This window comes from Leclercia adecarboxylata (assembly GCF_006171285.1).
In the GTDB taxonomy this organism is placed as follows: domain Bacteria; phylum Pseudomonadota; class Gammaproteobacteria; order Enterobacterales; family Enterobacteriaceae; genus Enterobacter; species Enterobacter barmai.
Window position 1 is genome coordinate 97,727 of record NZ_CP040888.1, and the last position, 15,201, is coordinate 112,927.

Sequence of the window (15,201 nt, forward strand, 5' to 3'; positions counted from 1 at the left end):
GGTCACTATGTTCGTAAAAGTATAAAAAACTTCTCCATATGGTGCTCGAAATTACAAATCTATAATTTGCCTTTCGACAAACCTTATTGTGCGTTCAGGACGGAAATCTTTCTTTTTGGAATTACATCTGACATTTCTGTGGTGTCCAAACTGGCAACGATTGCAAAACTTATAACATTAGCCTGAAACTATCGGCATCCACATATCGCATTAAGTGATGCTTTTACTTTGTGTAAAAAAGAATCAGGATAAATTAGGTATGTCAGATATAAATGCGTTAACGGACGGCATATATGAATCAAAACCTGGCGGCATTACGCCACCAGTCGAGAGGGGAGTGAACCTCAGTCAGTACGTCTACCTTCGTTCCGCAAGGCGCTTCTTGTTGTGAATTACAAACTGCCCTGGCGAGAACTGCATCATTTCACCCCTAGCAACACACGTGCCTCTTCAACGGTTTGCCAAGAAGGCATTGCTACGCCAGATTGAGTGCCGTTGCCCCTGCGCTCACCTGTGTCACATTCTACATAAAGACGCATCAGCATCGCTTCTGTTTCAGCGGCCCGGCTATTATCCATTACCAGTTCTGCTGCGCGTCGTAGCTGTTCTGGAATGTCATTCCACATTCCCGCACCACTTCTGTCTTTGTTAGTGAGCAAGTCTTCAATAGCAGATGAAGCCATGTTAAGCAGGTCAGCCGAAACTAAAGGCATCGGCGGGGCGGTATAGAGGATTCGACGTCTTCCGCGTCTGTCTGGATCGTATTTATCATAAAAAGCTTTGTTCACATCTTCCCAGTGCCACTGAAGTTGCCCGGTTGCGTCATGGTGGCAAAACTCGCACTGATAAACAGGCGCAATCGACATAACTGCCTTTCCAATACGTGCCAGTACAGCAACTTCGTCAGCTCTGAGACTCATTGCTTCGCTTGGGTTACTACCCTCGGCAAATTCCAAAATTTGTTCAATACGTTCTGGTGTGAAAGTGGTCATAGGCTTTGAAAACATATTTTTCCAGTTGTGCTTACCATATCATCAGGCATTAGGAGCGTTAGCGAATAATTAACAGGTCAGGACCAAAACTAAATCCTTCCCCCATACGGTCTTCATGACGGGAGACATATGCCTTACCGTATTTCTCCAGATCCTGTAAGCGATCTTTTGCCAGATTCCACGAGTATTCCTGGCCCCACACGGGTCCGTCACGCCCGTCAAAGCGGTCAGGTTTACAATTTGCTTTCAGAAGAGCGTAGACATGCTCCACCGTGGGTAGCTGCAAAGCACTATTAGCCTGAGAAACGGCAGTATGCGTCATTTCTGTTCACTCTTTATTGATTTAGTCAGTTAAGCCGGTCAGGTAACTTTAACCGGCTACTCGTATTAAGATTTCTTTCCGGTTGCTTGTCAGTTAGCGGCGAAGATCAATTTCAAGGCGGGCTGTTTTGACCTTTGTTCCGGACTCCCTAAATGTATCATCCGGAAGAGGCGAAATTTGTCCGCCAAGTTGTTTGACTCGCTCCCTGAGCGCTTTTGTCAGTGTGTCTTCCCGGAACAATACCCCAGCTGACAGAATGGCCTGTAAGCGACCTCGCTTAGCGAGCATTGCGATGGCATGCATGACTTGTTTAACGTCAGAGCGTTTAAGGAATGGTGGATTCATAACGATAACATCAAAAGTTTCATCGGGCTGGTACCCAAGAAAGTCGGTATGCACCAGCTCGACTCCTGTGCTAAGGACACTATCGTTCTTCACTGCAAGGAATCGCTCATCGTTCAATTCGATCCCGGTAATCAATGCATCCGGAGCCGCCAGTTTTAAGGCTTTCAGAATGCGGCCATCACCAAACTCTGGCTCCAGTACACGCTCCCCGGCAGCTGGTTCAGCGCGTAGAACCATATCTGTGACTAAATTCTCAGGTGTAGGGAAGAAATTGAACAGATCTCGTGGGATGTCAACCGAACCTGTCAGAATGATTTGCTCGATACGCTCAGCTGCATCCGCCGTAAAAATATGTGCCTGCTCTTTTCGGTTCCATTTGCCACCGGCGGCTTCGAGCACTTTGTTTGTCTTAACATAAATGCTGCGGTCGAGCTGGTCGGCCAGGAAAAGAAAGTTCCCTTCAGCACGGCAGCGAGATAAGACGTTCAGAACTTCAGTTGAGATTTGCATTAAAACTCCATTAAGAGGATTTACCCGCCTGGCGGCAGCGGGTTGGTTACTTAAACGGGACAATTCAGATTTGGCCTTGGTTAGTCGGCAGACAACAGCAGGGATGGGCTGTTATAAGAGAAGCGGTCAACGGGAGCCTTATCAAATCGCTGACCGCTTGCATCAGGGGTCAGAACGAGTCCGTTATGGGCGCAATGAATGTGGAGCAACATATCCCCGCCGGTGTTGATGTGTAAGGCAGGCACACCCTGATCGATTTCGAACATGACACCAAAACAGGGGTTACCTTCCTTGTTAACAACTTCACAGTGGATGTTATGTTGGCCGGTAACGCTGACCTGATAGGCCTGACTGTCCTCTTCTGGCAGTGTTTCCTCCTCCAGGCGCCAGTCCTGAAGTGTGAGGCTAATTTCAGGGGTGTCATGCTCTTTCTGAAGAGCCTGGATACCTTTACGGAACAGCTGCATCATTTCAGGAGTAAGGCAGTCTTCCTCAGCTCCAAAATGTTCTTTCCAGCCTTCAGGATCTGCATACATCCAGACGTTTTTAGCGAGCGAAGGTAAGGAAGCATCAGGCTCTACAAGGAGGTGAGGGATGTTCTCTTTGATTCCGAGATAACGTACCGGCTGGCCATTAAGCGGTAACCCATCCGACACTGTAACTTCTGTTCCTGGCAAGACGACGCTGTTTACCAGACCTCCACAATGTTCGGCCACCACGCGGCCTAAATCTGCCATAAACATCCGATGCTTTTCTGGTGAGTCCAGCTCACCAAGGAGTTCAGGTTTAAGCAGTAAACCGGTAATAATCTCAGTCAGTTCACGAGGAGATACTAATTTATACATTTTGTTTTCCTTTTCTGTGTTGGCTTTATATTACCAATCCAGATGCACGAGCTAATAACCTCCAGACAACTTTTTCAAAAATTATTTACTTAAAGCAGGGTGCTAATATGCGCAAGAAATGAATTTAGGAAGGACGGCTTCAAATTTAACTTTTTGGTTTTTTATTTTAGACGGACTTTAAAATAGCATCGTTGATAAAATAATAAACATGGTTTGTTTTTTTGTTTGTATTGACAATCAAATGGGTATAAATTAATTTACTTACATGGCGTATATTTAACGCCACCGCCCCGGCGGCACCGGGCATAAAAGGAAAACCATTTTGAAACCGATGCTCAAAAAAGATTTTTTTTCAGCTATTGAAAACCTTCTCAAAGCTGGCTTTCAACCTCGCTTTTACACTGTTAACAGTGGCCGAATCGGTAATGACTCCAACTTATTGATAGTGTTTTATGTTCAGATAATGCCCGATGACTTTGTCATGCAGCTCCACCGATTTTGAGAACGACAGCGACTTCCGTCCCAGCCGTGCCAGGTGCTGCCTCAGATTCAGGTTATGCCGCTCAATTCGCTGCGTATATCGCTTGCTGATTACGTGCAGCTTTCCCTTCAGGCGGGATTCATACAGCGGCCAGCCATCCGTCATCCATATCACCACGTCAAAGGGTGACAGCAGGCTCATAAGACGCCCCAGCGTCGCCATCGTGCGTTCACCGAATACGTGCGCAACAACCGTCTTCCGGAGCCTGTCATACGCGTAAAACAGCCAGCGCTGGCGCGATTTAGCCCCGACGTATCCCCACTGTTCGTCCATTTCCGCGCAGACGATGACGTCACTGCCCGGCTGTATGCGCGAGGTTACCGACTGCGGCCTGAGTTTTTTAAATGGCGGAAAATCGTGTTGAGGCCAACGCCCATAATGCGGGCGGTTGCCCGGCATCCAACGCCATTCATGGCCATATCAATGATTTTCTGGTGCGTACCGGGTTGAGAAGCGGTGTAAGTGAACTGCAGTTGCCATGTTTTACGGCAGTGAGAGCAGAGATAGCGCTGATGTCCGGCAGTGCTTTTGCCGTTACGCACCACCCCGTCAGTAGCTGAACAGGAGGGACAGCTGATAGAAACAGAAGCCACTGGAGCACCTCAAAAACACCATCATACACTAAATCAGTAAGTTGGCAGCATCACCGCCGAATCGGTCTCATTACATTCACTGATAAAAATGGAACAAAACAGGTCGAACAGGTTTATTCCTGCACTTCTTTAGCCGCCAATACTTTTGGAAAGCGCTTCACCACTTGGTTAGAAGAAATTTTTCAAAAGCATAATGAAGAAAAAGTAGCTGATTCCGGGTTCGAGGTTGGTAGCCGTGTCTGGGATAAATTGATGTATACGTTGCGCACCATTTCAGAAATTCGTGCCGGGGGGGTGCTGGTGCTGGATAACGGTGCACAGCGTACACTGGATGAAGTGCAAAAAACGGCACCTGAAACAAACCAGGTGGAGCCAAAGGAAATCTCTTCACTTCAGGAGCTGCTGAACGCTTCCAAAAATCTGGAGCCGACTTCGCCTGAGCTAATTGCGGCTCTTAATGAGGCTCTGTCAACCGCCATAAAACGGTGAATGCAACGGCAGTCTGGCACATCAGGCCTTGTCAGAGATTAGGCCTGAAAAGCACTTACGTACCGATATAACACCTAATTCCCCTCTAAGGAGATTGCCCTAAATGGCGATGAATAAAAAAGAACAAGCCGCGTATGATGAGCTGGTGGCACAGGCCAGAATAAACCGCGCTTTACGCTGGTCTGACTATGGCGTTGAACGCGATATGCCCGTACCAGAGGTCTCGGGGGAATACCAAAACGGCTGGAGCTTCAACACCGCCACTGGCACTGTTTATCCGACATGGAGCGGAACTACGGTTCACGGCACACGGGAAGAGGGAGAGGTTGTCGATGCAACCTCCCGCCGCATGCGAGGCATGAATGGTAGCCAGAACGGCATACCACAATACAGCACCAAAGAACGCGCCCTGAAGGCATTACGCTGTTCGCTTGAAATCAAGTTTGCCATGCAGCTGGATGCCATAGATAAAGCTATCGCAAAAGAAATAGAGCTGTCCACCGCTCGCCGGGAGAGCGATACATCAGATGCCTAGCGGTAAACCATCAATTCAGGCCCGTGATCAGAGGGGCCTTAACGCCCTGAAAGAGGCGGTTCCAGCGACGGCACAACTACAGATGCGGGTTACCCCTGAACGTAAACTGCGTTACGTCAATCAGGCAAAGGCCGAAGGTCTGGGTCTAACAGACTGGGTCCAAAAGCATATGGATAACGTGTGTGATCTGGCAGGCCAGCCTGAAATAACCATGTACAAAGATGATGGAGAAACAAGTGGCCAAAAATAACAACAGTCTCAAACAGCATGTCTTCAATATGCTGTCGGCTGGCAGCGAACTTAAAGAAGTGAAGCGTTTTCTCACCAGCAAGCGAGTTAAAGCCCGCCTGGCAGTGTCAATGATCCACGAGCAGGCGATTGCTGTGCAGAACACTGAATACCAGAATTATCCGGCTTATAGCTAACTGGTAACAACAATTACAGAGAGATACTTAAAATGAGCGTAAACCCAGAATACACCAGGGTTCAGCATGTCCAGATTATTCGCGAGCGAGATGGGCAGAAGGAAGTTGTTCGAGTCTATGATGAAGATGGCGACGTGGTTCTGTGTTTACCTGCCTACATTCAGGATGAGGAAATAAATCTTATTCTGCGCCGGTTGAATGACGTATATTCAGTCGGATATCGTGTAGGTGATGCAGCCCGCCGCCGCGCCATCAAAAAAGCGCTGGGGGATGATGAGGAGTAAGGCCATTTTTACTGGCAAGATATCTGTATACCGGAGTCTTTAGAGTACGTTCTAATGGCTCCGGATTATTAATACTGTTTTACTCATGCAATAAAAAGCAAACCAAAATTCTTTCGCTAATTCATTTTTAAATGCTCAAATCATTAAATGTAAGGAGCGTTATTTATCAATAGGTATGGCGTTCTTAATGGCTATTAAGCTAGTTCTGCTTTCGCTTGCTTCTGGAAATTAGGGAAACCTAATTTTACCCTATCAAAAAGTAACTTTTCTGGTTTTGTTGCATTCACGTAAACAAAAAAAGTCCCGCCGGGCAGAAAAGAAAAACATCAAAAATAGCTATTTTCCCGAAAAGATCACGAACACTGAAAAAGTATCATGGGGAACCTGATCAGGAGACAACCCATGAAAATCAAACTAGCCCTGCTTATTGCATTTGCAGGTTTCAGCGCAGGAGCTTCCGCTGAAATCGCAGAATTCAGCTTTAAAGATACCCTGAACGTTAAAAAGACCGTATCGCCTGCATCCGTATGGATTAATCCGGTAACGAGCTTTGACGTTGCCGTTATTTCCGGTCTGGACCGTTATATTACGCTCAGTCTGCTGAAAAGTGACGGGAGCCTCATCTGGAGCACGAAAAGCAGCCTGGTTACCGTTGATGACCGTACCACATCTTCGACAGGCTTTGATTATTACGGCAAGACTCTGACCGTACCAGCGATGGGAGAAGATAGCTTCACCCTCAGAGAGGTGATTACCGACTTGCAAGGGAAGGAGGTCTCCCGGCAGGATTACCCGCTTGCAATTGACCGAACGCCTCCGGCAACGGGTACCATAAGTTATACGAGAAATGGGTGGAACTTTGGCAGCGAAGCGATCTTCACTTCAGTACCAGCCGGTATGCAGTACGCCAGCGTCCAGGCACTGGTCTTTAATGGACTGAGTGATAAAGGTTCCGGGCTTGCTAATGCTGAATATTTCATAACCGATGCCGCTGGAGTGGAGCGTAAAAAGCCAGCGGAAATTAATACAGTGGAAGGTAGCGTAACCGTTCAAGTCGCCGACGCAAGCAGCAATGCCCTGGCACCGGAAAACCGCTCTGAATATAAAGTGGGGATCTACCTTTATGACAAAGCGGGAAACAGGAGCGAACTAAGCCGCCGAAGCGTAATTGATCGGGTTAAGCCTGACGATATCATCCAGGTGCAGGACGCCACTACCGGATCATGGGTCTCCTATCAGTCTGGCATGACCGTCTTCCAGAACCCTATTTCCGTACGGGTATTAAGGAAGAAAAGTGACTTTACTGCTGTTAACGGTTCCAAATATGGCTGGGCGGACTCGAATTTCCAGACGTCCGATAGCACTTATAATATCTATACTTTCAAATACATATATCCAAATGTGGGGGATACTTATCATGAATTTCAGACTCTGGCGGGAGGAGTAAGACGAATTCATCATAACTCCCTCAACTTCACTCCAGCCCCGGCGATGGAAATAGCCCCGAAGATAGTGGCTAAAGAGATGTACCGGAGTGATACCAGTGAGTGGTTAACTCAGGCCTCAATCAGCGTTAAAACCGCCACCATTAGCCGCATAAAGGTAACCGCAGAACCCCGACCATACGTGCAAAAGTTCAGAACGGTAAAAAATGCAGCCTGGTTCTGCACTATTCCTGTCGGACAAAGTTTATGCGAGATGACGGTTAACTTCAACTACACCAGTGACAAAGGATTTGAGTATCTGCATCTTTACTCGGGAAAAGATGGTGACAGCATATTCGATGCGCTTGCTGGTAATTTTACGGTTATCTGGGATAACAACCCACCGGTGGTTAATGTCGCTCAGGTAAACAAGGCCTCCAAGACAATCACTATGACGGCCACCGATAATGATCGCGTCAACGCCTGGAACATCAGCTACTGGGATACCAAAGTTTTCGAAGCCACCCTTAAAAATGCCCGGGGGGAAACTTTCACCCTGAAGCCTGTGACTGTCAGTGAAAGCGATTATAAAACCAAAAACGCCACTTTCTCATACGCTGGTCTACCGGACGGGGATTATACGGTTGTTAGCGTGTCTGCCACGGATCTTGTTGGAAACACAGGAACCAAAACGCTTAATGCACCGCTGAAAATTGACTCAACGCTTCCGGTTATTGCGTTCAGCTTTAATGGCGCAGACGCAGAAGGAAAACTGGTTAAAGGGCTTGAGAACCTACGCATAAGCGTTACTGATGCCTCTGGGGATGCTTCCCTGATATCGCTTCAGCTCGCTGGTGGACCTAACTCTGAAAAGGTCACCCTTGCATTCACGCCGCTATCCAAGGATGTCTTTATTCCTGAATACCCCAGAATCTTCCCCAATACTGACGAATCGGGACAGATGTATCATCTGGAGGCTCTGGCTATTGACGAATCAGGTAACCGGACCACTAAAACGCTTAATTTTACCTACCAGCCAGCTAACCTGATTATGCTGGATAATCTCAAGACGCTGGCCACAGCCGTAGCACTGAAAGCAACGGACAACACGCCGCTGGCCATCATCCGAACCAGTGTGTTGCGTCGTCAGGACGGTTCTATCATTACCGGACAGTTAAACGGAACCCTGACTGTTCAGAAAAACGCCCAGTTCGGCGTTACGGTTGCCGGAGTTACGGTCCAGCCTGGTGAAACTAAATCGCTGTCACTGGATCTTGGTAATGGTGAAGAGCGCACATATCCCGTTACTCCCGCTGTAAGTGGTCAATCTGGCACGGCCACATTTGCTATAGAATTCCCTCAAACATAAACCCTACACAAGGGTACGGTAGTATGCCGTACCCTGTTACGCCATCCTCAATGTAAAATGTAGAGTTGAGCATGACTTAATTATTACTTTCTCATTAAGTGTCTCTTAAACTGCAAACGGGAAAGTAATATTCCCGAGACGGGAAGGACTCCTTCCTTTTGGTTATAATCTATGATGCTAAACTGTGTAATTACACCGGAACAATGTCCTCGTTTAAATCGCTGGCACCAGTACATGATTTATCCATGAATGCTTTTTGATGCAATTTTACTTCAGAATGCTCTTAATTTTTTAAACAAATTATATTTGAATCCTTCGTGTATAAATTTGCAGACCCTCTCTCAATGTTTTTTTAAAATATTTACTCTCAGGTTATTAGCCAGTAGATTCATTCTGTCATGATTACTCCAGAACTAACCGGAGGAATCACATTATGACCAAATATTATGATCGCAGTGGAATTGAAATCTCCAGCGCAAAAATCCGCTGTGTTGATTCTGTAAAAGGTACTGCGGAATATACTTTTCGTATTGTTTGCGATAAATGCAATGGGCGGGGAGAGCGTAAGCATTTTTATAGAAGTCGCTGTATGGCTTGTAAAGCCACGGGTTACAGCCTCGAAACGACCCGTACTGCTTACACGCTGAATGCGCTGTACCGCATTAATGCGCAAGCTGCCCGCAAAGTGTCAGCATCCCTGCAAGACGAGCGTTTAAGGACTGAAAGCGCCCACAGTTCTGCGTTCACAGCATGGTGCAGGTCTCATCAAAAAATGGTTGATGCAATCACCCAACAATCCAGTAGTAATAATTTTCTGGAAAGCCTTAAGTCTTCTTTAACCCACCAGCGTCAGTTAAGTGATAAGCAGCTGGCAGTTGCCGCCCGCATTTTAGGTATTCATTAATTCAAAGCCCTTTTAATTTAATTTTAAGGTCAATTATTACGGAGGAACTATGATCCATTCATTTAAAGACAGACGGCTTGAAAAGTTCTTCCGTAATGGAAAAACAACGGCAGGTATTCCTTCTGAAATTATTAACGCAATTCTGTGTCGACTTGAAACGCTGGATAATGTCCAGAGTGAGCGGGAGTTATTATCCAACAGCTTGCGTTATGAACGCTTAAGAATGACGTCAAACCGTTATTCCTCCATTCGAGTAAACTCTAAGTATCGATTATTCTTTGAATGGAATGATGGCGCACATAATGTTCATTTGTCTGCACATGACTATAAATCGCTCATCCATTAAGGTTAAAAATGAAGCTATTTTCAATTTCATCCCGGGATACAAGCATGGACGCGATGTTTTATATCCAGGCCAGTACTAAACAACAGGCAAGTTACATATTTAGTACCCTTTCCCCGAAGCCTACTGCGAACTGCCAGCTTACAGATTTGCAGAATGAGACGGTCGTCCCTTCCATAAGCCCTATTTCGCTTTCACTTAACCCCTGGTCGATCAATTCCCAGTCCCGAACCCGGGAACTGCGTATGGCCACGCATGGTCTTAACCTGATCTGTGCAGTCACGGATGAGCATACCCGTCAGATAGTTGACTTTTGCGATAACCTTGGACAGCAGCTTAAGGATCCGGACGACAAAAGCGCCTGGGTTAAGCTCATTAATTCTGAATGCGCTTTGCTTAATTCTCCGCGTCTCTATCCCGTTCTGCTTGAGCCGGATACACCGGCACAATTTGAAATCTTTGTGCCAGCTCCGGAAGATGGAGAACACGACACGGTCATAGCCAGCGTTGTTAAAGAATGTTTCGGAGATGAATGCCGGTACAGAGTAACGGACAAAGCTTTTGCAATGTCGGAAAAGCCAGTCATCAGGCTGGAAGCTCATTTCAATGACAAACGCGAAAAGGTTTTAGAACTGACCTTTTCCTGTTTCAATCTTTCACTCTCAGCGTCCGTGCATGAAAACCAGCTACGTCAGATTTTGTTACTTTGCGAAGACTTTGGCGTAAGGCTTCAGGGTAGAGCAGGGGCATCCTGCCACGTTAATATGCGCAGTGCTTACCGTCGTCTTGCTCATGTTGGCACCGGCTCTCGCCCAGGTGATGACAGTGATGTGCGGGTCTATACCTCGTTAAAAGAAGAAAAAGATGTTAAGAGGCTGCTTGATAAGTCAACCAGGGGAAGTGAGCTTGTACCGGCGAGGCACGGGCAGCAGTTTAACGGGGTCTTAGTGAATGCCACACCCGCATCGGCCACTACTGGTTTCATTTACCTTTCGCATGATTTTCCGGAAGGCCAGTTTATGATGACAGCCGAGGTGTTGCATGTTGGAATTACACCAGGCGGTATTTACTACATTGAAACACTGGACGGTTACCGGTTTATCGTGACAGCGTTTGAGAAGGGATTAATGAACGGTTTGAGGGAGTTTATAGCTGCAAATGAGGAATATTTTAAGTATTACCGCTGGTCTTAGTATCTGAGCTGAAACCGGTAGGCCAGGGAAGGCAACCGGGAAAATGCAATTTAACCTGATCCTATACCTACGACTATCTTTATCCACTTATAATAGCCTCACCAAATTATAATGCCCGATCACCGCATTTGCTTAAACCTCACATATTCTTCTTATGCTTCCCCTGATAATCTACGACCGAAAGACAAAGGAAAGTGAATACGAAATAAGATTTATGAGCACATAAAAGTTACTTTTCCTTGGTGGCACATCACAAACATTGTGGGTTTCATAATCCTTTTTGTTATTTAAAAAGGATGTGTTCAATTCTAATTAAAGGTGGTATTTTTTTTGAAAGTTTGCTGGGAGGTTATTAGCTGGGGGGATGGGTAACAGTATAATAAGTACAGATGAAAAGGAGGTTTTATGAAAGCGTTAGACGTGGTTTCAACTCAACTCAACTTTATTAATCTGTTGGATCAGGCAGGATATGCTCTTTCAGAAATTGTTGTAAAACGCTTCAGTGCTGCACCAGCCTTTAACGAAGGGCACTGGTTGTTCATTGCAGAGCAGGATAACCGCTACATTGAAGTGGTCTGTATTCTCTCTTTAGCTTCAGAAAGCGGAGAGCAGCATATTGATGTTTTTATTAATATGTTCGAAGACCCGATTGATGATGTTATTTCACGAAACATTGAAACCAAAACCTTTGCGACGCTTTATAAATACATTGAACGTATACCTTTTACTCCGGGTGTAAAGAAAGAATTCTTGAGCAGTATTGAGAACATCAATTTTAGTTAATCAAAAACCACAACTTTTTGCCACCAAGTTATTAGGTAATGCTATCAACCTGATATAATTACCTTAACATGAATATGAGCGGAGCCGGGTTATGTCTAATAATACTGAAGTCATTAGCTGTGATTTATTTTCAACTCTATCTTCACTTAATTTTAGCACCGAGGATATTACAGGTTTGACTCCGGCCAACTTTCGAAAGGGAGCTTTCTTACATGCAAAAATTTCTGCTAGCCAGGCCACGCGAGCGACTGATATTTCCATTCAATTACTCACGGATCGTGTTTCAGGTGAAATGAACTACGTAATAGTAATTGGCAGGCACGAAGGACTCCTGCAAAGCGAAGCAATTGACCCAAACGCTGATAAGCAATACCGGGAAAACCGTTATTCTCGCCATTTTATCTCAGTAACCGATGCCAATACCAAAGCCCTGAAAAAAACCTGCAAGGTAATGAAAACATATATCAAAGAGCAGGCATTTAAGCCTAACACCTGGGGGCACAGTTTCATTAAGGGTTGATTTATTCTTGCCCCGGTGAGCCGGGGCAACGCTAAATTAACCTCAAACTGTGCTGGAGGCACAAATGTCTGAAAAACACTTTATCGTTAAAATCCAGAACCGAAACGGCGACCATGAGAATAGCTATGTTCGGTTACTCGTCAGCGATTGTGAGAAAAATGCTTGCCAGACGGCACTCATTTCAGAGTGCCATGGCGAGCTTGAACAGCTGAGTTTTGAAGACGGTGGGGTTTACGACTACAACGGCGAAAATCACTACAGTGTCAGGAGCTGCGTGGAGGTTGCTCCAGAAGACGTTGCAACTTTGCAACGCTTCCTTTAACACCTGCGACATTTGATTAAATATCGGGCGTCCGCTACAGGATGCCCGTGATTTAAACGATTCCTCAAAGATCGCTGTCACTCCTGATAACTGTATTAAGAGCAGGTTTGTGATAGGTTCAGCGTAACAACATTACTGGAATTTTGGTTGCCTTGATGAAGAGCTGCTTTTCTGATTTACCCGTTAAAGACGGCACGTCCGGAACCTGGAAACTGGACACATTCGAAATTACCGCAGATAAGGCGATGAGCCTCGCCCTTCGTGCCGAGTATACAGGTAATACAGACGAGTTTATCCCGCCCGGTAGATATCGGCGTTTGTCCAACGGCTGGGATGTGGTGATGTCCAATACCCCGATGGAGATCAGAACCTGCCAGGATTTTTTAGAGCGAGCCACCGGGCGCGTGCTCATTAATGGTCTTGGTCTGGGGATGGTGCTTCACGCCATTCTTCAAAAAGAAGATGTAACCCATGTAACAGTAATTGAAAAAGAACAGGACGTTATTAACCTCGTTGCGGCCTCGTTTGCAAACGATCCTCGCGTTGAAATTATCCATGCTGATGCAATGATGTATTGCCCACCAGCAGGCGTCACGTACAACGCATGCTGGCACGACATATGGCCAGACTTCGCAACAGCTAACCTCTCACAGATGGATAAGCTGGAAATTAAGTACCGGGACATCTGTGAATGGCAGGGCTCGTGGGGCAGGGAGGAGTGTGAGCAAAAGCACATTGAGTTTCAAAATCTTGGGGCTGATTGAGTACAACTTTTGAAGGTGTCTCCGCTAAAGAAGACTGGGTCTCTTTGCGCATGCCCAGCTGTGCTGCATGACCTGACAAAGCCTATAAATAAACAGATCGGTTTGATTTAGTAATCCCCCTTCCAACCATCAGGCCGATATTTAAACTGCATCTCCATTAAGGATGGCTGATGAGCACGATTTCTACGGATTTAATTGCACGGATCTACGCAGCCTCCGAATTGCCGTTGAGCAACGACGAGCTTTATCGCGAAGTGCAGCGTGAAACTGGCATGTCGGATGCCGAATTGCACGAACTGAAAGAATTTGGGTCAGATAAAACCAGAACCAGCGGCGTCAAACACAAAGTACGCTGGTTTCAGCAGACTCTTCGGCAGGCCGGAGTCATCGAACGCGTTCCAGAAAAACGGGGCGTCTGGAGATACTCCTCTAAGACGAAAACAAACCTACACGAGTCATGGGAAAAGCTCTGTGTTGTCGGTTTCTCAACTTCTCTTGGGGCATCGGTTTTTGGAAACGCCTATGCCTTCTTCAGCAATATCACAGAGCAAATTCATCTTTGCCTGACCTCGCCGCCTTACCTCCTTCGAAATTCAAGAGACTACGGGCATGGCGGGGGGCGTGGCGAGCAGGTTTATATTGACTGGCTTCTGCGTATCCTCGAACCGATCGTGAAACAGCTTGTACCCGGCGCAAGTGTGGCATTGAATATCACTCAAGATAGCTTTAATAGGGGCAGGCCTTCACGTTCTCTGTATCTGGAGCGTCTGACACTGGCATTATGTGACAAGCTGGGGCTTGAGCTCATGGACAGGCTTCAGTGGGTGAATCGCAGTAAGCCCCCATCGCCAACGCACTGGGCATGTAAGCAACGAGTGCAGCTCTGCTCATCGTATGAGCCTGTGCTGTGGTTTACCAATGATGCGAGTAAGGTTCGTTCAAACAACTTACGTGTACTGCAACCGCATTCAGAGCAGCATCTTAAATTGCAGGCAGCAGGCGGTGAAAATCGCACGACCTTTTATGGTGATGGGGCGTACCAGCTTAAAAGCGGATCCTTTGGAAATAAAACAGAAGGAACGATCCCCAAAAATACTTTGTTTTACGGCAATAGCTGCGCTGATACGAGATTTTGCCATTCCATTGCCCGCGAGCTAGGTTTTCCGCTGCATGGTGCAACGTCTCCTACCAGGCTTGCAGCGTTTCTGATTGAGTTTTTGACAGAGCCGGGAGATCTTGTTGTAGATCCCTTCGCTGGCCTGCATAAAGTTCCCATCGCAGCCGAGCGACTTGGCAGACGTTGGCTGGCGACGGACAAAATCATGGAATGGCTGGCGATTTCCCGAAACCTTTTTACGGCCGCACCGGGATATAAGAGTAACCCCATGCTGGACGAGCTCGCCGAACTGTATCGGGCTTAATGCAAGTTAACGGTTTTGATAAAGTGGTTTGAAGCGACAAGCGGTTTATTCATTTTGCATTGTTTCTACCATAAAATGACAATATTAACGGCTTAGCATACGCCGCAGAGATAATTAGGGTGCCATTCATTTCCGGTTGTCTGTATTAACGAGTGTATTCAATATTCACTTGTTTCTCCGATATAGACCCAACAAAAAAAACTGATGGTTGTGATACAGAACTTGTTGAATTAACATCCGGTACATTAACTATATTGGTAATTTAGACGGTTTCTAA

18 protein-coding genes are annotated in these 15,201 nt (G+C 46.3%); 13 read left to right on the forward strand and 5 right to left on the reverse strand.

Going from position 1 to position 15,201, the window contains the following annotated elements:
* Nucleotides 1-419: 419 nt before the first annotated feature.
* The 5 genes from FHN83_RS00445 to FHN83_RS00470 all read right to left on the reverse strand — a co-directional run bounded on the left by FHN83_RS00445 (nucleotide 420) and on the right by FHN83_RS00470 (nucleotide 4,148).
* Nucleotides 420-1,007 (reverse strand): hypothetical protein, encoded by a 588-nt coding sequence (locus FHN83_RS00445; RefSeq protein WP_000491820.1) that lies wholly within the window; start codon nucleotides 1,005-1,007, stop codon nucleotides 420-422.
* Between the two features lie 43 nt (nucleotides 1,008-1,050).
* Nucleotides 1,051-1,314 (reverse strand): hypothetical protein, encoded by a 264-nt coding sequence (locus tag FHN83_RS00450; RefSeq protein WP_000149862.1) that lies wholly within the window; start codon nucleotides 1,312-1,314, stop codon nucleotides 1,051-1,053.
* Between the two features lie 93 nt (nucleotides 1,315-1,407).
* Nucleotides 1,408-2,169, reverse strand: coding sequence for a methyltransferase (locus FHN83_RS00455; protein WP_001167418.1), 762 nt, complete (start codon nucleotides 2,167-2,169; stop codon nucleotides 1,408-1,410).
* Between the two features lie 80 nt (nucleotides 2,170-2,249).
* The gene (locus FHN83_RS00460) at nucleotides 2,250-3,014 is read right to left on the reverse strand and encodes a hypothetical protein (protein WP_000277498.1); all 765 of its coding nucleotides are present in this window, start codon (nucleotides 3,012-3,014) and stop codon (nucleotides 2,250-2,252) included.
* A gap of 436 nt (nucleotides 3,015-3,450) precedes the next feature.
* Nucleotides 3,451-4,148 (reverse strand): IS1-like element IS1B family transposase gene (locus FHN83_RS00470; RefSeq protein WP_095033700.1). Its coding sequence is split into 2 segments (ribosomal slippage): nucleotides 3,451-3,899 and nucleotides 3,899-4,148, totalling 699 coding nucleotides; the frame shifts between segments, so codons are not numbered across the junction.
* A gap of 252 nt (nucleotides 4,149-4,400) precedes the next feature.
* Here FHN83_RS00470 and FHN83_RS28430 point away from each other — a divergent pair.
* The 13 genes from FHN83_RS28430 (at nucleotide 4,401) to FHN83_RS00540 (ending at nucleotide 14,924) form a co-directional block, all read left to right on the forward strand.
* Nucleotides 4,401-4,637, forward strand: coding sequence for a hypothetical protein (locus FHN83_RS28430; protein WP_000288449.1), 237 nt, complete (start codon nucleotides 4,401-4,403; stop codon nucleotides 4,635-4,637).
* A gap of 103 nt (nucleotides 4,638-4,740) precedes the next feature.
* Complete coding sequence (locus tag FHN83_RS00480) at nucleotides 4,741-5,172, forward strand: hypothetical protein (protein ID WP_001251242.1); 432 nt, start codon at nucleotides 4,741-4,743, stop codon at nucleotides 5,170-5,172.
* Nucleotides 5,173-5,408: 236 nt separating this feature from the next.
* A complete protein-coding gene (locus tag FHN83_RS00490; RefSeq protein ID WP_001107529.1) occupies nucleotides 5,409-5,597 on the forward strand; it encodes a hypothetical protein in 189 nt (62 codons plus the stop codon).
* A 32-nt stretch (nucleotides 5,598-5,629) separates the two neighbouring features.
* Entirely contained in the window at nucleotides 5,630-5,881 is a 252-nt protein-coding gene (locus tag FHN83_RS00495) for a hypothetical protein (RefSeq protein WP_000115760.1), read from the forward strand.
* A 402-nt stretch (nucleotides 5,882-6,283) separates the two neighbouring features.
* Nucleotides 6,284-8,674, forward strand: a complete 2,391-nt coding sequence (locus FHN83_RS00500) for an Ig-like domain-containing protein (protein WP_176556462.1) — start codon at nucleotides 6,284-6,286, stop codon at nucleotides 8,672-8,674.
* A gap of 433 nt (nucleotides 8,675-9,107) precedes the next feature.
* Nucleotides 9,108-9,578, forward strand: a complete 471-nt coding sequence (locus tag FHN83_RS00505) for a hypothetical protein (RefSeq protein ID WP_000170639.1) — start codon at nucleotides 9,108-9,110, stop codon at nucleotides 9,576-9,578.
* Between the two features lie 49 nt (nucleotides 9,579-9,627).
* Nucleotides 9,628-9,924 carry a type II toxin-antitoxin system RelE/ParE family toxin gene (locus FHN83_RS00510; RefSeq protein ID WP_000581857.1) on the forward strand — a complete coding sequence of 99 codons (297 nt, stop codon included), beginning with the start codon at nucleotides 9,628-9,630 and terminating at the stop codon, nucleotides 9,922-9,924.
* A 44-nt stretch (nucleotides 9,925-9,968) separates the two neighbouring features.
* Nucleotides 9,969-11,114, forward strand: coding sequence for a hypothetical protein (locus tag FHN83_RS00515; RefSeq protein ID WP_000339750.1), 1,146 nt, complete (start codon nucleotides 9,969-9,971; stop codon nucleotides 11,112-11,114).
* Between the two features lie 405 nt (nucleotides 11,115-11,519).
* Nucleotides 11,520-11,897, forward strand: coding sequence for a hypothetical protein (locus FHN83_RS00520; RefSeq protein ID WP_000645320.1), 378 nt, complete (start codon nucleotides 11,520-11,522; stop codon nucleotides 11,895-11,897).
* 91 nt (nucleotides 11,898-11,988) lie between these two features.
* Nucleotides 11,989-12,417 carry a hypothetical protein gene (locus tag FHN83_RS00525; RefSeq protein ID WP_000069824.1) on the forward strand — a complete coding sequence of 143 codons (429 nt, stop codon included), beginning with the start codon at nucleotides 11,989-11,991 and terminating at the stop codon, nucleotides 12,415-12,417.
* 64 nt (nucleotides 12,418-12,481) lie between these two features.
* Complete coding sequence (locus FHN83_RS00530; protein WP_001290639.1) at nucleotides 12,482-12,739, forward strand: hypothetical protein; 258 nt, start codon at nucleotides 12,482-12,484, stop codon at nucleotides 12,737-12,739.
* A gap of 155 nt (nucleotides 12,740-12,894) precedes the next feature.
* The gene (locus FHN83_RS00535; protein ID WP_000833775.1) at nucleotides 12,895-13,503 is read left to right on the forward strand and encodes a hypothetical protein; all 609 of its coding nucleotides are present in this window, start codon (nucleotides 12,895-12,897) and stop codon (nucleotides 13,501-13,503) included.
* A 170-nt stretch (nucleotides 13,504-13,673) separates the two neighbouring features.
* Nucleotides 13,674-14,924: a site-specific DNA-methyltransferase gene (locus tag FHN83_RS00540; RefSeq protein WP_000104393.1), complete on the forward strand. Its 1,251-nt coding sequence runs from the start codon at nucleotides 13,674-13,676 to the stop codon at nucleotides 14,922-14,924.
* Nucleotides 14,925-15,201: the final 277 nt, after the last annotated feature.